The organism is uncultured Aliiroseovarius sp. (assembly GCF_947492455.1).
Classification (GTDB): Bacteria; Pseudomonadota; Alphaproteobacteria; order Rhodobacterales; family Rhodobacteraceae; genus Aliiroseovarius.
Map to the genome: position 1 here is coordinate 58,844 of NZ_CANLNB010000001.1, position 23,219 is coordinate 82,062.

23 protein-coding genes and 1 riboswitch are annotated in these 23,219 nt (G+C 61.8%); of the genes, 12 read left to right on the forward strand and 11 right to left on the reverse strand.

Going from position 1 to position 23,219, the window contains the following annotated elements:
* Positions 1-26 precede the first annotated feature (26 nt).
* Positions 27-1,682: a thiamine pyrophosphate-binding protein gene (locus tag Q0677_RS00350; protein ID WP_298904734.1), complete on the forward strand. Its 1,656-nt coding sequence runs from the start codon at positions 27-29 to the stop codon at positions 1,680-1,682.
* Positions 1,683-1,705: 23 nt separating this feature from the next.
* Here the strand turns inward: Q0677_RS00350 and Q0677_RS00355 are convergent, their stop codons facing one another.
* The 3 genes from Q0677_RS00355 to Q0677_RS00365 all read right to left on the reverse strand — a co-directional run bounded on the left by Q0677_RS00355 (position 1,706) and on the right by Q0677_RS00365 (position 3,968).
* On the reverse strand, positions 1,706-2,017 hold the full coding sequence (locus tag Q0677_RS00355; RefSeq protein WP_298904736.1) for a hypothetical protein: 312 nt from the start codon (positions 2,015-2,017) through the stop codon (positions 1,706-1,708).
* A 23-nt stretch (positions 2,018-2,040) separates the two neighbouring features.
* Positions 2,041-2,649, reverse strand: a complete 609-nt coding sequence (gene cobO / locus Q0677_RS00360; RefSeq protein ID WP_282182308.1) for a cob(I)yrinic acid a,c-diamide adenosyltransferase — start codon at positions 2,647-2,649, stop codon at positions 2,041-2,043.
* A 113-nt stretch (positions 2,650-2,762) separates the two neighbouring features.
* Positions 2,763-3,968: a hypothetical protein gene (locus Q0677_RS00365; RefSeq protein ID WP_298904739.1), complete on the reverse strand. Its 1,206-nt coding sequence runs from the start codon at positions 3,966-3,968 to the stop codon at positions 2,763-2,765.
* A 161-nt stretch (positions 3,969-4,129) separates the two neighbouring features.
* Here Q0677_RS00365 and Q0677_RS00370 point away from each other — a divergent pair, with 161 nt between their 5' ends.
* Entirely contained in the window at positions 4,130-4,444 is a 315-nt protein-coding gene (locus tag Q0677_RS00370; protein WP_298904741.1) for a hypothetical protein, read from the forward strand.
* A gap of 16 nt (positions 4,445-4,460) precedes the next feature.
* On the opposite strand, the gene cobN is transcribed toward Q0677_RS00370, so the two are convergent.
* Complete coding sequence (cobN, locus tag Q0677_RS00375; protein ID WP_298904743.1) at positions 4,461-8,162, reverse strand: cobaltochelatase subunit CobN; 3,702 nt, start codon at positions 8,160-8,162, stop codon at positions 4,461-4,463.
* Positions 8,163-8,225: 63 nt separating this feature from the next.
* Between cobN and Q0677_RS00380 the strand changes: the two genes are divergently transcribed.
* Positions 8,226-8,390, forward strand: a complete 165-nt coding sequence (locus tag Q0677_RS00380; RefSeq protein ID WP_166636205.1) for a hypothetical protein — start codon at positions 8,226-8,228, stop codon at positions 8,388-8,390.
* A gap of 7 nt (positions 8,391-8,397) precedes the next feature.
* On the opposite strand, the gene Q0677_RS00385 is transcribed toward Q0677_RS00380, so the two are convergent.
* On the reverse strand, positions 8,398-8,850 hold the full coding sequence (locus Q0677_RS00385) for a GNAT family N-acetyltransferase (RefSeq protein WP_298904749.1): 453 nt from the start codon (positions 8,848-8,850) through the stop codon (positions 8,398-8,400).
* Positions 8,847-9,959 (reverse strand): cobalamin biosynthesis protein CobW, encoded by a 1,113-nt coding sequence (cobW, locus tag Q0677_RS00390; RefSeq protein WP_298904752.1) that lies wholly within the window; start codon positions 9,957-9,959, stop codon positions 8,847-8,849. The genes Q0677_RS00385 and cobW overlap by 4 nt, the downstream gene beginning before the upstream one ends.
* Positions 9,960-9,990: 31 nt before the next feature.
* Positions 9,991-10,190, reverse strand: a riboswitch (cobalamin riboswitch).
* A gap of 202 nt (positions 10,191-10,392) precedes the next feature.
* Here cobW and smc point away from each other — a divergent pair.
* Both smc and Q0677_RS00400 read left to right on the forward strand, forming a co-directional pair.
* Positions 10,393-13,848, forward strand: a complete 3,456-nt coding sequence (gene smc, locus Q0677_RS00395; RefSeq protein ID WP_298904755.1) for a chromosome segregation protein SMC — start codon at positions 10,393-10,395, stop codon at positions 13,846-13,848.
* Positions 13,849-13,917: 69 nt separating this feature from the next.
* On the forward strand, positions 13,918-14,385 hold the full coding sequence (locus Q0677_RS00400) for a YbjN domain-containing protein (RefSeq protein ID WP_298904758.1): 468 nt from the start codon (positions 13,918-13,920) through the stop codon (positions 14,383-14,385).
* 40 nt (positions 14,386-14,425) lie between these two features.
* Here Q0677_RS00400 and Q0677_RS00405 read toward each other — a convergent pair whose 3' ends face one another.
* Genes Q0677_RS00405 through Q0677_RS00420 form a run of 4 tightly spaced genes read right to left on the reverse strand, consistent with a single transcriptional unit; the run spans position 14,426 to position 17,875 of the window.
* Complete coding sequence (locus Q0677_RS00405) at positions 14,426-15,607, reverse strand: lytic murein transglycosylase (protein ID WP_298904761.1); 1,182 nt, start codon at positions 15,605-15,607, stop codon at positions 14,426-14,428.
* 44 nt (positions 15,608-15,651) lie between these two features.
* The gene (gene cbiB / locus Q0677_RS00410; protein WP_298904764.1) at positions 15,652-16,569 is read right to left on the reverse strand and encodes an adenosylcobinamide-phosphate synthase CbiB; all 918 of its coding nucleotides are present in this window, start codon (positions 16,567-16,569) and stop codon (positions 15,652-15,654) included.
* On the reverse strand, positions 16,566-17,507 hold the full coding sequence (locus Q0677_RS00415) for a threonine-phosphate decarboxylase (protein WP_298904770.1): 942 nt from the start codon (positions 17,505-17,507) through the stop codon (positions 16,566-16,568). Before Q0677_RS00415 ends, cbiB begins: the two co-directional genes overlap by 4 nt.
* Entirely contained in the window at positions 17,504-17,875 is a 372-nt protein-coding gene (locus tag Q0677_RS00420) for a DUF1636 domain-containing protein (protein WP_298904772.1), read from the reverse strand. The genes Q0677_RS00415 and Q0677_RS00420 overlap by 4 nt, the downstream gene beginning before the upstream one ends.
* A 159-nt stretch (positions 17,876-18,034) precedes the next feature.
* On the opposite strand from Q0677_RS00420, the gene Q0677_RS00425 reads away from it, so the two are divergent.
* The 4 genes from Q0677_RS00425 to Q0677_RS00440 are packed head-to-tail and all read left to right on the forward strand — an operon-like array spanning position 18,035 to position 20,823.
* Positions 18,035-18,442: a response regulator gene (locus Q0677_RS00425; RefSeq protein WP_298904774.1), complete on the forward strand. Its 408-nt coding sequence runs from the start codon at positions 18,035-18,037 to the stop codon at positions 18,440-18,442.
* A 55-nt stretch (positions 18,443-18,497) separates the two neighbouring features.
* Positions 18,498-19,127, forward strand: a complete 630-nt coding sequence (locus tag Q0677_RS00430) for an HAD family phosphatase (RefSeq protein WP_298904776.1) — start codon at positions 18,498-18,500, stop codon at positions 19,125-19,127.
* Positions 19,124-20,038 (forward strand): ornithine cyclodeaminase, encoded by a 915-nt coding sequence (locus Q0677_RS00435; protein ID WP_298904779.1) that lies wholly within the window; start codon positions 19,124-19,126, stop codon positions 20,036-20,038. The genes Q0677_RS00430 and Q0677_RS00435 overlap by 4 nt, the downstream gene beginning before the upstream one ends.
* Positions 20,023-20,823, forward strand: a complete 801-nt coding sequence (locus Q0677_RS00440) for a phytanoyl-CoA dioxygenase family protein (RefSeq protein WP_298905757.1) — start codon at positions 20,023-20,025, stop codon at positions 20,821-20,823. Before Q0677_RS00435 ends, Q0677_RS00440 begins: the two co-directional genes overlap by 16 nt.
* Before the next feature lie 90 nt (positions 20,824-20,913).
* Here the strand turns inward: Q0677_RS00440 and rpsU are convergent, their stop codons facing one another.
* Positions 20,914-21,120 carry a 30S ribosomal protein S21 gene (gene rpsU, locus Q0677_RS00445; RefSeq protein ID WP_007255353.1) on the reverse strand — a complete coding sequence of 69 codons (207 nt, stop codon included), beginning with the start codon at positions 21,118-21,120 and terminating at the stop codon, positions 20,914-20,916.
* 111 nt (positions 21,121-21,231) lie between these two features.
* Between rpsU and Q0677_RS00450 the strand changes: the two genes are divergently transcribed.
* From Q0677_RS00450 to Q0677_RS00460, 3 genes are read left to right on the forward strand one after another with little or no spacing between them, the layout of a single operon-like run.
* Positions 21,232-21,912, forward strand: coding sequence for a COQ9 family protein (locus tag Q0677_RS00450; protein ID WP_298904782.1), 681 nt, complete (start codon positions 21,232-21,234; stop codon positions 21,910-21,912).
* Positions 21,912-22,895 carry an NAD(P)H-quinone oxidoreductase gene (locus Q0677_RS00455; RefSeq protein WP_298904784.1) on the forward strand — a complete coding sequence of 328 codons (984 nt, stop codon included), beginning with the start codon at positions 21,912-21,914 and terminating at the stop codon, positions 22,893-22,895. The genes Q0677_RS00450 and Q0677_RS00455 overlap by 1 nt, the downstream gene beginning before the upstream one ends.
* Complete coding sequence (locus Q0677_RS00460) at positions 22,895-23,020, forward strand: hypothetical protein (protein WP_298904787.1); 126 nt, start codon at positions 22,895-22,897, stop codon at positions 23,018-23,020. The genes Q0677_RS00455 and Q0677_RS00460 overlap by 1 nt, the downstream gene beginning before the upstream one ends.
* Positions 23,021-23,219: the final 199 nt, after the last annotated feature.

The window sequence follows — 23,219 nt, forward strand, 5'->3', positions numbered from 1 at the left end:
AGGTCAAGATAAGACGAGACTTACCCATGCGCCACGGCGGACAAATCCTGGTCGATCACCTGAAAACCGAAGGCGTGAGCCGTGTCTTTTCCGTGCCCGGAGAAAGCTTTCTGGCCGCGCTGGACGGGCTTTATGACAGCGGGATTGAAAACGTCGTCTGCCGTCAGGAAGGCGGCGCGGCCATGATGGCCGAGGCACATGGCAAGCTAACCGGCGCTCCGGGTGTGCTCTTCGTGACGCGCGGGCCGGGGGCGACGAATGCGTCCGCCGGCATTCACGTCGCGATGCAGGATGCGACGCCAATGGTGGTGTTTGTCGGTCAGATTGCACGCGCCCACAGGGATCGCGGCGCGTTTCAGGAAGTCGACTATCGCGCCTTTTTCGGCCCTCTTGCCAAGTGGTCCTGCGAGGTTGACCAGACCGAGCGCCTGCCCGAATACCTCGCCCGCGCCTTCCATGTGGCCCGCACCGGGCGCCCCGGCCCCGTCGTGGTCGCCCTGCCCGAGGATATGCTGAGCGACGTAGCTGATGTGCCGGACCGCCCCGCTGTGCCTGCCACGCAGGGCCATGTGTCCAGCGCGGACGCAGGTGCAATACTGGCCGCGATTGAGACGTCTGCGCGTCCGCTTCTGATCGCAGGCGGGCCGGGTTGGACGGCAGATGCGGGCTCCACGCTGATGAAGTTCGCCGCCGCAAACGCCCTGCCCGTCGCCACCGCCTTCCGCCGTCAGGACTATGTCGACAATCGCCACCCGAATTATGTCGGGGACCTTGGCCTTGGCATCAACCCGGCGCTCAAGACCATGTTCGACGCGGCCGACACGCTGGTCGTTCTGGGCAGCCGTCTGGGCGATATCGTCACCGGCAGCTACGAGATGCTGGACCCGATGCAGACCGGCAAGCGCATCGTGCATGTCTATCCCTGCGCCGAGGAGCTGGGGCGCGTCTATCACGCCGACCAAACCGAACTCGCGACCGGCCCTGCGGCGATTGCAGCGCTTGGTGAACAACCCTCTCTGACCGCGACACCGTGGGCGGAATGGACGCAACAGGGCCGCGCGGCCTATGACGACTTCCAAACCCCGGTCGAGACCCCCGGCCCGGTCAAGCTGGAGCGCATCATGCACTGGCTGTCGGACACGCTGCCTAACGACACGATCATGACCAATGGGGCAGGAAACTACGCCACATGGCTGCACCGTTACTTCCGTTTCAAGGAATACGGAACGCAGCTGGCCCCGACCTCGGGGTCGATGGGCTATGGCTTCCCCGCAGCGGTTGCGGCCAGCATTCAGCACCCCGACCGCTCTGTCATCGCGTGGCTGGGGGATGGCGAGTTTCAGATGACCCTGAACGAGATGTCGACCGCCGTGCAGCACGGCGCGAAACCCATTGCGATCATCGTGAACAACGGGCGCTATGGTACCATCCGGATGCACCAAGAACGCACCTACCCGGCGCGCGTGTCCGGCACCGACATGGCGAACCCGGATTTCGCAGACTTGGCTCGCGCCTATGGCGGCCACGGCGAAACGGTCACGCGAACCGAAGACTTCGACGCCGCCTTCCGCCGCGCCGAAGCCTCCGGGAAATTAGCCGTGATCGAGTTGGTGGTGGACCAGCAAGTCGCCACGCCAGGCCTGACGCTGGACCAGTTGCGCGCGCAGGGCGAGGCGGGGTGACCGCCGCGCCCTGTCGCTAGGGATCAGCCTTTCGGCATCTCCATCAGTTCGGCCAGATGGATCGTGCCCATCTGAATGAAGCTGTTTTCGCCGGCAATCGCCAAGGCCGTTTCCGCGTCCGGCGCGTTGATCACGCAAAAGCCCATCATCGGCTGCTTGAACCCTTCGCGGTGGCCATCGCCATCCACGGTCCATTGCGCCTTGAAGGGTGTTTCGGGCATCTCGAACACATCCGCGTATTTGGCGATCCACGCCTTATACGCGGCCTGCATCTCGGCCTTCTTGTCGTCGGGTACATCCGTCGGTTCGTGATAGGCCATATAGAATTTCGGCATCGTCTCTCCTCCCGTTTAGGGGATCAGTATTCGACCCCAATCTGCGCCTTGATGCCCGACCGGAACGGGTGCTTCACCAGCTCCATCTCGGTCACCAGATCGGCAATCTCGATCAGATCGTCCGAGGCATTGCGCCCGGTCAGAACCACGTGGGTCATCTCGGGCTTTTCGTCGACCAAGAACTGCACAACCTCGTTGATGTCGACATAATCATAGCGAATGGCGATGTTGATCTCGTCCAGCAGCACCATCTTGTTCGACGGATCGCGGATCAGCTCTTTCGACTTCTCCCACGCGGCCTGTGCCATCTCGATGTCGCGGGTGCGGTCCTGCGTTTCCCACGTGAATCCCTCGCCCATCGTGTAGAACTCGCAGATGTCCGAGAACTTGGCGTTGATCAGATCACGTTCGCCGCAATCCATGCCGCCCTTGATGAACTGCACCACGGCGCATTTCATATCCGCCGCGATACAGCGGAAAATCATTCCGAACGCGGCCGAGCTTTTGCCCTTGCCTTTGCCCGTATGCACGATGATCAGACCTTTCTTGTCGGTCTTCGTCGCCATGATCTTATCACGGGCGGCTTTTTTCTTTGCCATCTTGGTGGCGTGGCGATCGGGATCTACGGTCATTCTGGCCTCACTTCTGACTGTTCATCCACTGTGAGAGCACACGCCCCCGGATGCAAGAGCGGGCGCCCCGAAAATCAGGACGCCCGCCTATTTTGGCCACCGTGAGTGGTATATTACTCGGCTGGTACGGCCGAACTATGTACGCGGCCAAAATGCTGTTTGTTCAAGCGAACAACCAGAACAATCATGGCCATTTGGAACGCAATCGCAATGGCGGAAATCACCCAGTACATCAGCGAAAACTTGTCGATCACGCCCGCTTTGACCAGACCCGAGTTCAGGAAGAAGTGCAGCAGAACCGACAGGGCAACACCCGGGCAGACCAGCGCATAGGAGCCGGGCGAGGTCTCGTTCCCGAAGACAAAGCTCTTCCAGTAGCCAACGCGCGACAGCACAACCAGACCCAGAAGACCGAACAGAACTTGGACAGCGATCAGACGAGCAAGGAAGACCATCGTTTCGGCAGCCGAGCCGTGCACATCAAAGGTTACGTGCATTCCGTGGTCCTGGCGCATGAACATGATGCCCAGAATGGTCATCAGCGGGATAACGATCATCAGGGTCGGGGCAGCTTCCTTGGCGGTGCCGTGATGCAGCATCGAGTTGAAGGCGGTGAACAAGGCCAGCGCAGCATAAACGATGGACGCGGTACCGAAGAAAGTCGAGCCAACCAGCGATACGCCCACGACGATGGTATTTGCGCTCATTGCGGCGGGGGCGGCGAAGCCAACCGCGGTCATGGCAAGCGCGAAGGACGGCAGCATCTGGGCAAAGCTGTTATGGGCGGTCACGTCGAACACGCCACCTTTGGACAGCACGCGGCCCAAGAAGTCACCGATGAAGCTCAGCGCCAGAATGCCGATGGCAAGGAAGGCGGCCATGGCGAAGGGGAACAGGTATTCCACGATCGACCACAGGCCCGGCACGAAGACCAGTCCGGCCACGAACAGGCCATTCACGCTCATCGCCAGCGCAAGCGGCATGGCAAGGATGGTGGTTTCCGCGTTTGAATTCTTCAGCGCGGTGTACGCTTCGGTTTTGCGGAAGGCCGAGAAGCTTTTCAGGTTCCAGATCAGGTATTTCAGGTTAAGGAAGACCATGGCGGCGATCCCGGCCCACGCAACGACGATGGCGGTTTTGATGCCCATCGAGCCCGTGGTGAAGGCGGCCATGATGTCTTCAAAGACCGGCACGGGCTGACCCGGGTGCTTCACCCAGAACATCAGATACATGAAGAAGGTGACCGACAGGCCACCGGCCCCAACCGAGGCGAGGAAGTAGAGCGGCGAATATTTATCCGCGGGACGTGAGGTTTGCATCGGATCTCTCCATTCATATTCGTAATCTTGAATATCTTATAATTGCAATTGCAACAGTTAGCAAGCGGCCAGCTGTGCACAGATTGTCGCGGGGGGATTTTGCGGGGATTTACCGATTATTAACCAATGCATCGCAAGCTGCACGGGAAGGAGACCCACCCATGCGCCTTGCCCATTCCCTTGTTTTTCTGGGCTTTGCAGCCCTGACCGCCTGCGACAGCCCCAGCCCGCAATTCATGCATCGCGACACCGCCACCACGCGGGTCGAGGTCGAAGGTTCGACTTTTTCCGTGCATCAGCGCGAAAACTGGGTCGAGGTCTATCGCATTGGTTTCGAGGCTCTGCCCCGCGTCCCGGTGATTCTGGCCCGCGCGAAAATCGCGATAGAGCAGGCCACCGGTTGCAAAGTGGTCAAAGGGTCGCTCAGCGGGGATCAGGCCATCCAAAGGGCCAAGGTTGACTGTGACGTCGGCTAGACGCCCTACTGAATGATCATCTGATCTGATCCAGCATCGCACGGGCCGAGTTTGACCGTGGCGTCCAAAGCCCCCGCTCAATCGCTTCGCGCAGACGTTCAGCGATCTCTTTCAACGCCGGATCGTTGTGTTCCTCGATGAACTCGCGGGTGTCGTCGTCCTCGATGAAGGCGCTATAGACCAGATCGAAATGATGGCTGCGCACTGCGCCCGTGGTCGCTGCGAAGGCGAACATATAGTCGACAGTCGCCGCGATCTCGAACGCACCTTTATAGCCGTGGCGCTTCACCCCATCGATCCATTTCGGGTTCACAACGCGCGAGCGGACCACGCGGCCGATCTCGTCTTCCAGCGTGCGAATGACCGGGCGTTCAGGCCGCGAGTGGTCGTTATGATAGATCGGGCGATCCCGGCCCTGAAGGGTCGACACAGCCGCAGCCGCCCCGCCTTCGAATTGGTAATAGTCGTCACTGTCCAGAAGGTCGTGCTCACGATTATCCTGGTTCTGCACGATAGCCTCGACTTGCCCCAAACGGGCCTCGAATCCTTCGCGGTCGCGGGTGCCTTCCGACCCCGCGCCATAGGCATAGCCACCCCATTCCAGATAAGCCTCGGCCAGATCCGCCTTGTCGGCCCAAAGCCGCTCGTCGATCATCGCCTGCAGCCCCGCGCCATAGGCCCCGGGTTTCGAGCCATAGACCCGCGATGCCCCCTCGCCCGCTCGCACGCGCGCGGCAGCAGGGTTCACATCATCTGGTTCGTCCAGCGCCTGCACAGCGCGCGCGGCGCTATCAACCAAAGCGATCAGCTGCGGGAAGGCGTCGCGGAAGAAACCGGAGACACGCAAGGTCACGTCCACACGCGGACGGCCAAGTGCGGATGATGGGATCACTTCGAACCCGGTCACGCGGCGGTTGGCGCTGTCCCATTTGGGCTTCACGCCCATCAGCGCAAGCGCCTGCGCGATGTCATCGCCACCCGTACGCATGTTTGCCGTGCCCCATGCCGTGACCAGCATCGTGCGCGGCCAGTCGCCATGGGTTTGCAGGTGCTTGTCGATCAGCAGGCTGGCCGATTTCCACCCCAGCGCCCACGCGGTTGGCGTCGGCACCGCGCGGCTATCGACCGAGAAGAAATTCCGGCCCGTCGGCAGAACATCCAGTCGTCCGCGGGTGGGCGCGCCGGACGGCGCGGGGGCGACGAACTGCCCGGAAAGGGCGGTGAGGAGCCCCTCCCCCTCATCTGGTCCACAGGCGCGGACCGAGGGCAGAACCTGCGCGTGATAGGCATCAAGAACCGGGCGCGTAGCCGTGAACTCCTCCGGCACCTCATCCCAAGCGACGGCTGTCTGTGCCAACAGTTCCAGCCGCTCAACCGTGTCACCATTGCTGCGCCACTTACCTGCCGCGATCGCCTCAAGACGTGCGTGACGCGGACCGTCATATGTGGCCGCCATATCGCAATCCAGAGGGTCAATCTCCACACCGCAATCCGCTGCCAAAGCCCGGATCAAGGACGCATCGCCGCCTTCACCCTGACCGCGCGGCACACGGACAAGCGCGATGCCTAGATCCCGCTCAAGATCCCCAGTCGGAGACTGCCCGAACACGTGCAGCCCGTCACGGATTTGTGCTTCCTTGAGTTCACACAAGTAAGCATCCAGCTTCGCGAGATCGCTATCTTCATCCTCACCCGACATGCCCACATCGGCGTCCAGCCCGGTGGCGTGTGTCAGAGTCAAGATCTCGCGGCGCAGGCGGTCGATGCGGCGGGGGTCGACGCCGGCGGCTTCATAATATTCGTCAACCAGAGCTTCCAAATCACGCAGCGGACCATAGGTTTCGGCCCGGGTCAGGGGCGGCGTCAGGTGGTCGATGATCACCGCCTGCGCGCGGCGCTTGGCCTGCGTGCCTTCGCCGGGGTCATTCACGATGAACGGATAGACATGGGGCATCGGGCCCATCACAGCCTCGGGCCAGCAGGTCTCGGACAGGGCGACGGCCTTGCCCGGCAGCCATTCAAGGTTCCCGTGCTTGCCCATATGCACCAGCGCGTGCGCGCCAAACGTGTGGCGCAACCAGAAATAGAAGGCCAGATAGTTGTGCGGCGGGACCAGATCGGGCGAATGATAGGTGTCAGTCGGGTCGATGTTATAGCCGCGCGCGGGCTGTACCCCGACGACAACGTTGCCGTATTCCAGAACCGATAGCGAGAACGACCCGCAGTCGACCTCACCCGGCGTGAAAAAGGGATCTTGTTCCGGCTTGCCCCAGCGGCTCTCAATCGCCTCGCGCATCTCCCACGGCAGTTGGCCATAATTGATCTGATAGTCGGACATCGGCATCGAGACTCCGCCCACGCGCGCAGCCCGGTCGGTCAGCCAGTTGGTCGGCCCCGCCATCACTGCCTGCATCAGGGCATCGCTATTCGCAGGCGCATCTGCAACCGCGTAGCCCTGTTCGGCCAATAGCCCCAAAGCGTGCACCACGGCGGCGGGCGTATCCAGCCCCACGCCATTGGCAAGACGACCATCCTTGTTGGGATAGTTCGCCATGATCAACGCGACTTTGCGGTCGGCTGCTCCGGCGCGGCGCAGGCGTGCCCAGTTGGCGGCAAGCTCGGCCACGAATTGCACCCGATCACCCAGTGCCTTGTAGGTCGCGATGGGGCATTCGGTGGCCTCGTCAAAGAATGCCTCGCCTTTGAAGCTGATCGCGCGGGACAGGATGCGCCCGTCCACTTCGGGCAGGGCGACGTTCATGGCGATGTCGCGGGCAGAGAGGCCGGTCAAGCCCTCGGCCCATGCCTCTTCGCTGGACCCGGCGAGCACCACTTGGAACACCGGCGCCGCGTTGCACCACGGGGCTTCGAACGGGTTCTTGCTGGGCGCGTCACCTGCATGCGGCGAGCCGACGGCGAATGAGGTGCAGTTCAGGATGACCTCGGGCGCGGCCTCGGAAAACAGGCTTTCCAGCGTGGCGACCGATACCGGGTCTTTTAGCGACGCCACGAACACGGGCAGCGGGTTCAGGCCCTGCCGCAGAAGCGACTTCACAAGGCGGTTAATCGGGTTCAGCCCTGCGCCCTGCACCAGCGCGCGATAGAAGACGACGGGCACAACAGGGGCGCCGTCAGTCCACATTTCTTCCGCGGCGGCCAGGTCCGCCACACCCGCACCTGGCCAATAGACACCTGCGCGCAGAAGGGGACGCGCGGCTTCGGGTTTGTCGCCGCCGTCCATCATCGCCTTGGCATAGTTCAGGAACCCGACCGAGTTCTCTGGCCCGCCCTCGACCAGATAGGCCCAGAGCGCATCGTAATCCTCGTCCGAGACGGTCGACAGCGCGCGCAGTTCCGCGTCCGGCTTGTCGTCGCCCGGCAACAGCGCCAAGGGCACGCCCGCGTCGCGCAGATGGGCGGCGTATTGCTCGGCCCCGTATTTCCAGTAGCCGACACCACCAAGCACCCGCGCCACAACAAGCCGGGACTTCGTCGCGCAATTGTCGATATGCAGATCGACCGACATCGGGTGCGCCAGATGCATCATGTTGGCCAGTCGCAGACCCGGTGCGCCCGCCATCTCGGCCCGCGCTTGAGCAAGCCCCGCAAGTTCCGTGTCTGCCGCCGAAATGAACACCAGATCCGAGGGCGTCTGCCCCAGATCAACCGGTTCTTTTCCGTCATCAATGCTGCCCGGAGTTGCTGCCAGAAGATGCATATCGCGTCCCTTGCGTTAAGATGTTATGGACCGGGAAAACAAAACCCGATCAAGGTGAACCCTATGGATTATAAAGCTGCCGGCGCGCCGAAACCCGCCAAGGGCAAGCCCCGCCACTCCGAACACAACGCCCGCGGAACCGAGAAGAACCCGCTGAACCGCAAGGACGACAAATCGGCGCTTTTGGCGCGGATGAAAGCGGCTGCCGACAAGGGTAAGAAGGACTGAACGCCGCTCACAGCGCTTTCTCCATGAAGAGAGAGCTGTTGGCCTCGGGGTAATCCCCAAACGGGCCGCATTTGGTAAATCCGGCCCGTTCATACAGACGGTGCGCTGCATAGAGCACATTGCCGGTTTCCAGCTTCATCGCCGCGTGGCCTTGCGCGCGAGAGGTGGCTTCGATCTGCTGAAGCAGCGCCTCGCCCACGCCTTTACCGCGCGCGTCGGGCGAGACGAACATGGATTTCACCTCGCCATAGTCGCCCTTATCGGCCAGCGCACCAGTGCCCAGCACAGTATCGCCTTCGCGCGCCACGAAGAACGAGATTTCGGGCACGCAGAGGTCGTCGATGTTCAGAAAGAAATTGTCCTCGGGCGGAAACAGGCTCTCCATCAGGGCATGGCTTTGCTTTAGCAACGCCGTGGCCTGTGGATCGAGTGGATCGCCGGGGACAACGTCAATCGTCATGCGGTTAGCGCCTGTGCGATGGCGTCGCGGTCAAGACCCGACTGGCCGATGACCACCAGACGCGTTTCGCGGGGCTGGGTGCCGAAAGGCTGGTCGAAATAGGTGTCGACGCGGGGACCAACCGCCTGCAACGTCAGACGCATCGGCTTGCCTTCGACGGCAGCGAAGCCTTTTAAGCGCAGGATGTTGTTGGCGCGGATCACGTCGGCGACTTTCTCGGCAAAGGTTTTGGGGTCTGCGACCTCGCCCAGTGTGACGACGAAGCTTTCAAACGCATCATGGTCATGATCGTGGTGGTGGTGATGATGGTGGTCATCATCGTGATCATGGTGGTGATGGTCGTCGTCATGGTCGTGGTGGTGATCATCGTGGTGATGATGCCCCTTCTCGTGCAGCGACAGGCGGGCGTCCATGTCATCCTCAGCACCCATGCCTTGGCCAAGCAGAACCTCAACCGGCAGCGCGCCCATGGTCGAACGCACAACCTGCACGCCGTCGCGGCTATCCCCAGACAGTTTCGAGACCAGCTGATCCGCCTCGCCTTCTGCCAGAAGGTCGGACTTGTTCACGACGATCATGTCGGCACAGGTCACCTGATCCTTGAACAGCTCGGACAGAGGCGTTTCGTGGTCGAGATTTTCATCCAGCTTCCGCTGCGCTTCCACGGCGTCCAGATTGGACGCGAACTGACCGTCAAACACGGCCTTTCCATCCACAACAGTCACAACGCCATCCACGGTCACGCGGGTCGAGATTTCGGGCCATTGAAACGCGCGGACCAACGGTTGCGGCAGGGCCAAACCCGAGGTTTCAATCACGATGTGATCGGGCGGGGTGTCGCGGTCCAGCAGCTTTTCAAGCGTCGGGATGAAGTCCTCGGCCACGGTGCAGCAGATGCAGCCGTTCGACAGCTCCATGATGTCATCCTCGGTGCAGGTCTCGTCTCCGCAGCCTTTCAGGATGTCGCCATCCACGCCCAGATCGCCAAATTCGTTGATGATCAGCGCAATGCGCTTGCCCTTGGCGTTGTCCAGCATGTGACGGATCAGGGTCGTCTTGCCCGCGCCCAGAAAGCCGGTGACCACGGTGGCAGGGATCTTTGCTTGCATCTTATCCTCCTTCGCCCGTCTCCCCGACGGGTGGGTTGCGTGTGGGCATGGCAGGTCTCCTGGCTATGCGGGTCGAAGCGCGCCGCCGCCTTCCCGACCCGAAGATCAGTGGCGCTGGCGGGCGCTCTCCGCTTACAGTCGCGGGGGCGGCTGCACCATCAAACCCCGGATTGGGTCGTCCCCGGTGCATTCCCTTTTGTCCCATTGGGAACCATGCAGAACGTCTTTGCCGTGCAAGGGGGCAAAGGGTCAAGATCGAAACCGACCTTGGACGGGGGAATGGCGGCACGGGAATCCCGCCCAAACGGCACCAAATGCAATATCTTGTGGATAAGTTGCCCATTTCGACCACATATCGGTCACCGCCGTTGACTCCTGCAACTTCCCTTCGAACAATCATTGGACAGTAAGAATCAATTATGAGGCAGACCGCTTGCGGTTTTCAAAACTCCGTCTGAATGGCTTTAAAAGCTTCGTGGACCCGACCGATCTGGTGATCGCGGACGGGCTGACGGGTGTGGTGGGACCGAACGGCTGCGGCAAATCCAACCTTCTGGAAGCCCTGCGCTGGGTTATGGGTGAAAACCGCCCGACCGCCATGCGCGGTGGAGGGATGGAGGATGTGATCTTCGCCGGTGCGGCCTCGCGCCCTGCCCGGAACTTTGCCGAAGTCTCGTTGCTCTTGGACAACAGCGAACGCCTTGCGCCCTCGGGGTTCAATGAAAGCGACAACCTTGAGATCGTGCGCCGGATCACCCGCGATGCAGGTTCGGCCTATAAGGTGAACACCAAGGATGTCCGCGCGCGTGACGTCAGTATGCTGTTCGCCGATGCCTCGACCGGGGCGCATTCGCCTGCGCTGGTACGTCAGGGTCAGATCTCGGAACTGATCAACGCAAAACCGAAGGCGCGTCGCCGCATCCTTGAGGAAGCCGCGGGCATCTCGGGCCTGTATCAGCGCCGCCACGAGGCCGAGTTGAAGCTGAAAGGCACCGAGACCAATCTGGCGCGTGTGGAAGATGTGATCGAGCAGCTTGCGCAACAGCTTGGGCAACTGGCGCGTCAGGCCCGCCAAGCCGCGCGTTATCGCACCATCGGGGATGATCTGCGCCGCGCCGAAGGGCTTTTGCTTTACCGTCGTTGGAAAGAAGCCGACGCTGCCCGCGCCGAAGCACAAGCGCAATTGACCGAACGCGTGAAAGCCGCAGCCGCCGCAGAGAGCGCCTCGCGCCACGCCACCAAAGCGCGGCAAGAGGCCGAAGACCGCCTGCCGCCGTTGCGCGAGGAAGAGGCCGTCGCCGCCGCCATCCTGCAACGCCTTCAGGTTCAGCGCGACCAGCTGTCGGATCAGGAAAGCCAAGCGCGCGAACGGATCGAGACCCTAACCAGCCGCATCACGCAACTGGCCCGCGACATCGAACGTGAAAGCGGGCTGAACAAGGATGCAGGCGAAACGATCGAGCGTCTGGAATGGGAACAGGATCAGATCGCAAAGGCCTCGGAAGGCCACGACGACGCGCTTGAGGCGTCTAATGCGGATGCCCGCGACAGTGCTGCAATCTTGCAGGAGCGCGAAGGCGACCTGACCCAACTGACGGAAGACGTCGCGCGGCTGGCCGCGCGCCACCAATCCGCCCATCGCCTGCTGGATGACAGCCGCAAGACGCTTGAGAAAAGCGAAGGCGAAGCCATGCGGGCGCGGTCCGCAATGGACGATGCGAAGGGCGCGGTCGACAAGGCAGCCGCGGATTTTGACGCAGCTGGCGTTGCGCAGACGGCAGCTGCGAAAGCCTCGGAACAGGCTGAGGCAGCGTTGGTTGCTGCCGATGAAGCCCGTTCTGAAGCGCAGGCGCGCGAAGCCGACGCCCGCGCCGCACGCTCGTCCGCCGAGGGCGAAGTGAACGCCCTCCATGCCGAGGTTCAAGCCCTGTCACGTCTGGTCGAACGCGATGCAGCCGAAGGCACGCAAGTGCTCGATACGCTGCGGGTGAAATCGGGCTACGAGAAAGCCTTGGGCGCGGCATTGGCCGACGATTTGCGTGCGCCCGAGATCGAGGGCGAAGCGCCGTCTGGCTGGGCGTTGCTGCCGGGCTATGCGCAAGCGCAGTCCTTGCCTGACGGCGTGAATGCCCTGTCCAACTACGTCACTGTGCCCGAGGTCCTGGCCCGCCGGATGAGCCAGATCGGTCTGGTCCACACAGAAGACGCCGCACGCCTGCAGGCAGAGTTGAAACCGGGGCAACGGCTTGTCTCGATGGAAGGCGATCTGTGGCGTTGGGACGGGTTCCGCGCTGGGGCGGAAGACCAGCCCTCGACCGCTGCGTTGCGACTTGAGCAGCTAAATCGTCTACAGGAGCTGAAGCAAGATCTGGAAGAGGCCTCGGCCCGCGCCGATGGTGCCCGCGCTGCCCATGACATGCTGAAAACCCGGCTGGTCGAAACCACCGAGGCCGACAAACGCGCCCGTGATGCCCGCCGCGATGCCGACCGCGCCGTCACCGAAGCCAACCGCGCCCTGTCGCGCGCCGAAGCGGACCGCAACATCGCGGAAGGCAAGTTGGAAAACCTCGGGCTGGCGCTGAAACGCCACGAAGAAGAAGCCATGAGTGCACGTCAGCGTCTGGCCGAAGCAGAAAAAGGCGTCGCTGATCTGGGTGATCTGGACGCCGCCCGCACGCAGGTGGAAGAGGTCAAAATGGCCGTCGAAGCCGCGCGGATGACCATGATGTCCAAGCGCTCGGCCCATGACGAATTGCGCCGCGAGGGCGAGGCGCGGACCCGTCGGTCTCAGGAGATCACCAAGGAAATCTCGGGCTGGAAGCACCGTCTGGAAACCGCGGGCAAACGGATCGCCGAGCTGGACGAGCGCAAGACCGAAAACGAAGCCGAACTGAAAGACGCCCAAGCCGCACCGGACGAGCTGGCCGCCAAGCGCGACGAGCTGGCCGATGCGATTGGCGAATCCGAGACCCGGCGCAAAGCCGCAAGCGACAAGTTGGCCGAGGGCGAAACCGCTGAACGTGAAGCCGCCAATGCGGAACGAGACGCCGAACGCGCCGCAGGTGAAGCCCGCGAGGCCCGCGCCCGCGCCGAAGCCCGCGCGGATGCGGCGCGCGAGACGGTCGCACTGGCCGCCGAGCGCATTCAGGAAGAAATGGAGACCACGCCGGACGCCCTTCTGGAGACGCTGGATGCAGACCCGGAAAAGATGCCCTCGTCCGAACAAATCGAACACGACGTGAACCGCCTGAAACGCCAGCGGGATTCACTGGGCGCGGTAAACTTGCGCGCTGAGGAAGACGCCAAGGAAGTTCAGGAAGAGCACGACAATCTGCTGTCGGAAAAGACAGATCTGGAAGAGGCGATCAAGGCCCTACGCACCGGCATTTCCAGCCTGAACAAGGAAGGCCGCGAACGCCTTTTGACCGCGTTCGAACAGGTGAACGAAAGCTTCGGCACCTTGTTCAAGCACCTCTTCGGCGGCGGCGAAGCCAAGCTGGTACTGGTCGAAAGCGACGACCCGCTGGATGCCGGACTGGAAATCATGTGTCAGCCTCCGGGCAAGAAACTGTCGACGCTCAGCCTTCTGTCAGGCGGCGAACAGACCCTGACCGCGCTGGCCCTGATCTTTGCCGTGTTCTTGGCCAACCCCGCCCCCATCTGTGTGCTGGACGAGGTCGACGCGCCGCTGGACGACGCGAACGTGACCCGTTTCTGCGACCTGCTGGACGAGATGACCCGCCGCACCAACACGCGCTTCCTGATCATCACCCACCACGCGGTGACGATGGCACGGATGGATCGTCTGTTCGGTGTGACGATGGCAGAACAGGGCGTTAGCCAGCTGGTCAGCGTTGACCTGAAGAAGGCCGAGCAAATGGTTGCCTGATCCGGCAACGCCCTTGCCCCCTGAAAGTCAAATCCCTAGGCTGACCCAAAGTCTGATTTGGAGAAGCATATGAAATCGATCCTTTTTTCCGGCGCAATGGCTCTATCCTTGTTGGCAGGTCACACCGCGACCGCCCAACAGGTCAAAGCGTCCGAGCCTGAAAGCGTTCTGGCGTATTTTGAAGACCTTGGTGCGCCTGCAAAATTGGTCGAAGACAATGTCGGCGATCCGTCGGTCGAGGTGCGTTATTACGGCACCAGCATGGTCGTGTTCTTCTATGGTTGCCGCAACAACAAGAACTGCAACTCGCTTCAGTTCTTCGCCGCCTACACCGAGGACAGCGAGATCTCGCTGTCGGGCCTGAACGAATGGAACGCCGAGCAGCGTTATGGCCGCGCCTATCGCGCGGATGATGGCCGCAAGATGCTGGAGTATGACGTCTATACCGGTCAGGACGGCGTCAGCATGACCGACTTTGACGAGATTTTCGACATCTGGACCGAGGTCGTCGAAAGTTTCGAAGACTCTCTTTCCTAAAACGTGTCGCCCCCACCCTGATGGCTGGGGGCGTTCTTTTTTACAGCGCGTTCAGCAGCTGTGCCGTCGGCCACGCATCAGCAGGCAGGCCCAGACGGATCTGCTCTTGCTGAATGGCGGCACGGGTTTTCGCGCCCAGAATGCCGTCGATCTTACCCACATCATGTCCGCGCGCGGACAATTTCTTTTGCAGCGCTTTCATCTGTTGGCCGGTGAAGGCCGGGTCGGGGTTGCCCGCGTCAAAAACCGGCGCGCCTTCCAGCCGCGTTGCGAAATAGGCGGCGGTGGTCACGTAGACGAAGCTTTGGTTCCACTCGAAATAAACGTTGAAGTTAGGGTAGGCGATGAAGGCCGGCCCCTTGCGTCCTTGTGGCAAAATGATCGAGGCCGGCAGGGTCCCCTTCCCCAGCTTCCCGCTGCGAGGTTTCACGCCCAGCGCGGCCCAGTCCGACACGGATTTCGTGGTGTTCAGCCCGGTCTCGGCCCAGTTCAGGTTTGACGGTACTGTGACCTCTTGCAGCCACGGCTCGCCCGCGCGCCAGCCCAACCCGCGCAGCATATTGGCCCCGGACAGAAGCGCATCCGCTGGGGTCTTGCGCAGGTCGATCTTACCGTCGCCATTGCCGTCCACGCCTGCCTCAATAATGTCACCGGGCAGCATTTGGACCATGCCAATCTCACCCGCCCAAGCGCCGGTTGAGGTCGCGGGGTTGAAGGCACCGGCCTCGTACAGTTCAAGTGCTGCGAAGACCTGCGGCTGGAACAGCTCGGGGCGCCGGCAGTCATGCGACAGCGTCACCAGAGAGTTCAGCGTGTTGAAGTCCCCTTGGAAGGCGCCATAGTCGGTCTCGAACGCCCAGAACGCGGTCAGGACACCGCGGCTGACGCCGTATTCTGCCTCCATCCGGTCAAAGGTGGCGGCGTGCTTGGTCAGCATCGCGCGGCCCCGGTCGATCCGGTTCTGGCTAATCAAACGGCGCGAGAAATCGACGAAGGGCCGTTGGAAAATCCCCTGCGCGCGGTCGGCTTTCAGCGTAGCGGGGTCTTGCCGGACCGACGCGAAGAATTTGTTCACGCTGGCTTTGGAATGTCCCTTGGCAATGGCCGCCTTCTTCATCGCGCCCACGAAGCCCTTGAAGCTGCCACCACAGGCCACGGTTTGCGCCTGCGCGGGAAGGGCCAGTGTCATAGCCAAAACCGCTGCGGAAATAAATTTTTGCATGTGAATACCTTATTCTGCTCGGTGGGCAGATTACCGGATTCGCATCACGTGACAACCGCAAGTAGGAATACGAGGCCCAGCAGGACCAACCATGCCGACCAGAGCGCATCGACGGCCTGATCGACCTCTTTCGCGCCAATGTCGCGCGCGCCTTCGCCGTTCACCCACGGGAAGTCCCGCATCTCGCCGTCATAGGCACGGGGGCCAGAGAGGGCGACGTTCAGGGTGCGGGCCATCGCGGCCTCGGGCCAGCCTGCGTTGGGCGAGCGGTGCAGGGGCGCGTCGCGGCGGATCACCGACCACGCGGACCATTGGCGGCTGGCGAGGATCAGGATCAGCGCAGTCAGGCGGGCGGGGATCCAGTTCAGCACATCATCCAGTCGCGCGGCGAACTTGCCGAATTGCTCATAGCGCTCGTTGCGATAGCCGATCATGCTGTCGGCGGTGTTCACCAGCTTATAGACCATCAGCCCCGGCAGACCTGCGATCAGGAACCAGAAGGCAGGCGCGACAACCCCGTCCGAGAAGTTCTCGGCCGCGCTTTCAATCGCGCTGCGGGCGATGGCGTCATCCGTCATGTCCTTGGTGTCGCGCCCGACGATCATGGCGACCGCCTGACGGCCATCTTCCGTCGATTGGCGCAAGGCGTCGGCCACGGCCTGCACATGCTGGGCCAAGGATTTCTGCGCCAGAAGGATTGCAGCCACGATGATTTCCAGCAGTCCGCCGAAGGGCAGATACTGGATCACTTGGCCAAGTATCCCGGCAACGGCGGCCAGCACGAACACGCCCATCGCGCCGTTGAAAAAGCGGTTGTCGCCTTCGTTCAGATTGCGCTCTAGCCACCCAATCGCGCGGCCCATCAGGACTGCCGGATGGGGCACCCGTTTCCACGCCCAATCGGGTTCGCCCAGAAAGGCATCCAAGATTAGGGCCAGAACCAGAGGTGCTGCGTAGATCATAGAGCAGTCTCCAACTGCGCCCAGCGGTCCGGGTGCGGCAAGCCAAGGCGAAGCCACCCGGTCGAATAAGGGAAGATACGCGACCAGACGTGGCGTTCGGCCAAACGGTCCTGCCACGCCTGCGCGTCGCCCACATCATAAAGCCGGAATAGCGTCGTGCCGCCCAGCGCCTTGGCGCCCTTGGCGGTCATCAGGGCATCCAGACGCGCGGTGTCGTCCGCCAACCGCACGCGTGTCGCTTCGGCCCAATCAAAATCCTCAAGCGCCTGCGCGCCCAGTTCCAGTGCCGGGCCCGAGACCTGCCACGGACCGATCGTATAGCGCAGCTTGGCGATCAACGCGGGGTCTCCGATCACAAAACCCAGACGAAGCCCTGCGAGACCCCAGAACTTGCCGAAGCTTTTCAGGATCAACACGCCGGGAGTGGTCGCGGCGTCGATCAGGCTTTGATCCGGCATCACGTCGCAAAAGCTTTCGTCAATCACGGTCAGGGCGCGGTTCAGATCCAGATCCGGCCAAACGCGACCATCAGGGTTGTTGGGGTGCACCACCACGCGGGCGGGGGCGGTGTGGTCCACGACCTCCCACCCTTGCGCATGAAACCCGGCGGCGTGTTCGTTATAGGTCGGGCCTTCGATCTGCACCTGACCAGCGGGCAGCAAAGACGGGATGCGCGCGATCAGCGCAGACGCACCGGGGGCCGCCAGAACAGCGGCACCTTCGGGTACGTTCCAGAACTTACGTGCCGCAGACTCAAGCCGCGCAAACGCGCCCTTGTCGGGCAGCGCGGTCCACGCGTCAGCCGAGAACGCGCCCACAGGATAGGGCAACGGGTTGATGCCCGTGGACAGGTCCAGCCAGCCCGTGCGTGTGCCGCCGAACCGTGCGATGGCCGCGTCCAGCCCGCCCCCGTGATCGCGTTCTTCCACTTGGGTCATGTGTCCTCCGGCAAGGGGGCGTGGCGGGTGACGAAATGGCCTTTCACGGCCTGCGGCCATTCGCGATAAGGCACCTGTCCAGTTTCGCTGCCTGCATGGGCCACGGCGTAGTCGACGATCCCTTGGGCAGCTTCCTCGGACACCTCGAACCGGCCCAGCGTGTAGCACAGCTTGCCATGTGCCTGAACGGTGACGTTGCAGCTGTTGTCACACCCCATCATGCAGGATACGCGGCGGGTGCGGACCTCGGTGCCATCGGCCTGCGCCTCGATCAATGCGGCCAAGGCTTCGCCGTCGGTCTGCTCCATCCCGCGTTCAGCCCAATCAGCGTGTTTGCAGGTGTCACAGATGGTGATCCAAGTTGTCATGGCGCGCGCTCCTTCAGTGTTGGTGACGGTTCAAACGGAAAATGCAGCGAAAGACAACGCAAATTGCGGCGAAGTGGCTGGGTTGGGCGACACAACGGCAGCAACGGCAAGATTGGCAAGTGCTGCGGAACGTGTCATACCGCGCCCGCGGAGAATATTATGCAAGTACTTATTATCGAGGAAAACCCCGATCTGGCCCGAATTTGGTCGGCGCACCTGAAGCGTCAGGGGATGAACGTGACGCACGCGACGTCGAAAATCGAGGCGCACACGGCGGTGACCGAACGCGCGTTCGACGTGGTTGTTTTGGACGCCGATATTGATGGAGGACGGCCGATTGCGCTGGCGGATTATATTTCCTACCGCCTGCCTGCCGCGCGGATCATCTTTGTGACCAGCGCCAGCTTCTTTTCCGATGGCTCGATCTTTGCCTTGGCGGCGAATGCCCATGCCTGCGTGCCGACAGACTCGGATCCCGCGGACATTGTCAGCCTTGTCGACCACCACGCCCGTGCCGCACGCCTGCAGGCCAGCCTCTCAGGCCCCTCGGGCCCTCTGGACGGATAACGCGCACCCGCAGGTTTCGGCTTCCGTTTCCGGACAAACGCACTAAGGTCGCGGCATGACACAGAATACCCCCGTCACCGCCGTGGTCTTTGACATCGGCAACGTCCTGATCCGCTGGCAGCCGGAAGAGCTCTATGACCAATGGGTCGGGCAAGCGCGCCGGGAAGAGATGTTCGCCGCCATCGATCTGCATTTCATGAATGAACTGGTCGACCGTGGCGCGGATTTTCGGCAGGTGATTTATGATACGGCAGACAAACACCCGACCTACGCGGAAGAAATCCGCTGGTGGCATGATCGCTGGCTCGACATGGCCAGCCCCGCGATTGACCTGTCGGTGGCCACGTTGCGGGCGTTGAAAGCCCGTGGCGTGCCGGTCTTTGCTCTGTCCAATTTCGGCATCGGCACGTTCGAAGTCGGAGAAGCCGCCTATGATTTCCTGTCTGACTTCGACCGGCGCTATATCTCGGGCCATATGGGCGTGACCAAGCCCAGCGCGCGGATCTATCAGATGCTGGAAGACGATTGCGGCCACGCGCCCAGCGGTCTTCTGTTCACCGATGACCGCGAAGAAAACATCGACGCCGCCGCCCAACGCGGTTGGCAGACCCATCATTTCACCACGCCCCGTGCGTGGGCCGACACCCTGATCGCCCGCGACTTGATAAAGGAGAGCGACCTGTGACCCCCGAACTGATCCCGTTTGACGCCGATGCCCTTCTCAGCTGGCAGGGTCTGGCCGACGCTTTCCTTGCGGACCACACCAAACCCAAGGCCGAGATCGGGGATACGTTCCTCTATCGTGGCGAAGACACCATGTTGACCCGCTCGGCCTGGATCGACGGGCTGGGGATCGCGGTGAAGACCGCCAACATCATGCCCGGCAACCCGGGGCGGGGCGAGCCGATGATCCACGGAGCGGTGAACCTCTATGACGATACCACCGGGCTGCTTGAGGCCATCGTGGATTTCCATCTGGTCACCAAGTGGAAAACCGCAGGTGACAGTGCCCTTGGCGCGCGACTTCTGGCGCGGCCTGACAGCAAAGTGGTGCTGATCGTCGGCGCGGGCACCGTGGGGCGCAATCTGCGAATGGCCTATGAAGCCATGTTCACCGACGCCCGTTTCCTGATCTGGAACCGCAGCCCGGAAGGTGCCGCCAAGTTCGCGGACAGTTTCGACAAAACCGAGGCCGTCGCCTCGCTGGAAGAAGGCTTTGCGCAAGCGGACATCATCACCTCGGCCACCATGACGACCGATCCCCTGATCAAAGGCGAGTGGCTGCGCCCCGGCCAGCATCTGGACCTGATCGGCGCCTATCGACCCGACATGCGCGAAGCTGACGACACCGCCCTGACCCGCGCCCGCCTGTTCATGGACAGCCGCGATACGGTGCTGGATCACATCGGCGAGTTCAAAGACCCACTGGCCCGGGGCGTGATCAGCCGCGACGATGTGGTGGGCGACCTTTACGATCATAAGGATGGCGTTTTCCAGCGCGCGCCCGAGGACATCACGCTCTATAAAAACGGTGGCGGCGCGCATCTGGACCTGATGACCAGCCGCTACATCCTGAACGCCTGGAGGAACAGATGATCACACAGCAGCATATCGAGGACTTCCAGCGCGACGGTGTGGTCGTGATCCGTGGGGCGTTCACCGACTGGATCGATACGATGATTGCGGGCGTGGAGCGCAACATGGCCGAGCCGTCGCAATACGCGTCCGAGAATGCCGTGACCGAAGGCCGCTTCTTCGACGATTACGTCAATTGGACCCGCGTTCCGGAATACGAACGCATCGTGCGCGAAAGCCCGGCGGCCCAGATCGCTGCTGAAGTCATGCAAAGCGAGACCGCGCAGTTCTTCCATGATCACGTGCTGGTCAAAGAACCCGGCACGCCCAAACCCACCCCGTGGCATCAGGACGGCCCCTATTACTTTGTCGAGGGCGAGCAAACCGCCAGCTTCTGGATCCCACTGGACCCGGTCCGCGAGAACTCGCTTCGGTTCATCGCAGGCAGCCACAAATGGGAACGCATGGTCCGCCCGGTCAGTTGGGCCGATGATAGCGACTTTTATGAAGGTGATCAGGAATGGACGCCGGTGCCGGACCCAGACGCAAACCCAGACGATATGAAAGTGCTGGAATGGGAGATGGACCCCGGCGACGCCGTCATCTTCGACTTCCGCACCGCCCACGGCGCCCGTGGCAACCATTCACCTAACCGCCGCCGCGCACTCAGCCTGCGCTGGATGGGCGATGACGCACGCTATGTCGAACGCCCGGGCCGCACGTCTCCGCCTTTCCCGGGGCACGAGATGATTCAGGGCCAAAAGCTGCGCGAGGACTGGTTCCCAGTAATCTGGCCGAAAACTTAAACCAGACAAAAACAAACCCCCGGAAGCGGCGCTTACGGGGGTCGTTTTGACGGACAGTTGACAACCTGCCCATCGAACACTGTTCAGATCTTAGAGAAGACCTTCACGCTGTGCTTTTTTCCGAGCCAGCTTACGCTGACGGCGAATCGCTTCTGCCTTCTCGCGCGCTTTTTTCTCGGAGGGCTTCTCGAAATGCTGCTTAAGCTTCATCTCACGGAAGACACCTTCACGCTGAAGTTTTTTCTTCAGCGCACGAAGCGCTTGATCGACGTTGTTATCACGAACCGAAACCTGCATGTGGTTGTCACCACCTTTCTAAGTTAGAGTTTGCAAAAAGTTGCAGGAAGCTGGCTTCTAGCAGCGACGAAGCCTCTTGTCCAGTTCGCGCTCAGATGCGAGGAAATAACCATGATTGAAAAAGATAAATTGCTTGAGGCTGCTCTGAACCACGTCCCCTTCGACGGGTGGTCGGATGCAACCCTTATCGCTGCCGCTGAAGATTGCGACCTAACCGAATCTGACGCGCGCGCGATGTATCCGCGTGGGGCGGTGGATCTGGCGCTGGCCTATCACCGGGCGGGCGACGCTAAGATGGTCGACCGGCTAACCGCCGCGGACCTGTCCGAGATGCGCTTTCGCGACAAGATCGCGGCGGGTGTGCGGTTCCGGCTTGAAGTCGCGGACAAGGAGCTGGTCCGCAAGGGCATGGCCTTCTTCGCGATGCCGCAAAATGCCAGCGATGGGGCGGCTGCGTTGTGGCAGACCTGCGGTCTGATCTGGGAGACATTGGGCGACAGCTCGACAGATCTGAACTGGTACACCAAGCGAGCGACGCTGTCGGCGGTCTATTCATCCGTCGTGCTGTTCTGGCTTGGCGATGAAAGCGAGGGGGATCAGGACACATGGGCCTTCTTGGACCGTCGCATCGACGACGTGATGCAGATCGAGAAATTCAAAGGACAGGCCCGCGGATCGGCGCTGTATAAGGCGTTTATGTCGGGGCCGGGCAAGATCTTGGATACGATCAAGGCCCCCGGAACGCCTAACCCGAACTACCCCGGCCGCTGGCACCCAGACGAGGACGAATAATGACCAACACCATGCGCGCAATTCAGATCACCGAGCCCGGTGGTCCAGACGTCCTGCAACTGTGCGAAGAACCCATCCCGACCCCGCGCCCGGGCGAGATCCTGATCAAGGTCGCCTATGCCGGGGTAAACCGCCCCGATGCGTTGCAACGCGCGGGCAGTTATGCCCCACCCCCCACCGCAAGCCCCCTGCCCGGCCTTGAAGCCTCGGGCGAGGTTGTGGCGCTTGGCGACGGGGTGACCCAGTGGGCCGTGGGCGACAAGGTCTGCGCCCTTCTGCCCGGTGGTGGCTATGCGGAATACGTCACGACCCCTGCGGCACATACCCTACGCATCCCCGAAGGCATGGGGATGAAAGAGGCCGCCTGCCTGCCCGAAACCTTCTTCACCGTCTGGTCCAACGTCTTCATGCGCGGTGGGTTGCAAGCAGGCGAGCGGTTCCTTGTGCACGGCGGCAGCTCGGGCATCGGCACCACAGCCATCCAACTGGCCAACGCCTTTGGTGCCCGCGTGTTCACCACCGCTGGCTCGGACGAGAAATGCACCGTGTGCACCGATCTGGGGGCCGAGCGCGTGATCAATTACAAAGACGAGGATTTCGTCGAGGTGTTGAAACCCGAAGGTGGCGCGAACCTGATCCTCGACATGGTGGGCGGGGGCTATATCGCCCGCAACATCAAATGTTTGGCCGTAGAAGGCCGCATGGTCCACATCGCCTTTCTGTCTGGCCCCAAGGCCGAAATCAACTTCGCAATGATCATGGCAAAGCGCCTGACCGTCACCGGATCGACCCTGCGCCCGCAATCAGATCTGGCCAAAGCCCGCATCGCCGAGGAACTGGCCGAAAAGGTCTGGCCCCTTCTGGATGCAGGCCGCATCGCGCCGGTCATGGATCAGGTCTTTACGCTTGAAGATGCCCACAAGGCCCATGCCCGCATGGAAACCAGCCAGCATATTGGGAAGATCGTTCTGGAGATCCGCTAGTGCCCTATATCGAACATGGCGGAAAACGGATCCTGTTCGCTCACATCCCCAAGACGGGCGGGTCGTCGGTCGAAGACTGGCTCAGCTCGATCGCGCCGCTTCGGCTCCACAACCCGATCCCATAATGGGACTTTCTGACCGAGGCCTGCACGTTCGCGGCGAACTAAAAGTACCGGGCGAGATTCGAGAACCTCGGCTATGAGATGCGCTAAACAAGCTTCAAGTCCCGTCTAGGCCACCTTTTGAAGCCGCAAAGATTGACGGAAATGGAAAAATCAACTTTACGGCGTTGCCGGGCTAGCGGTAGCATGAAAAAGGTAAACT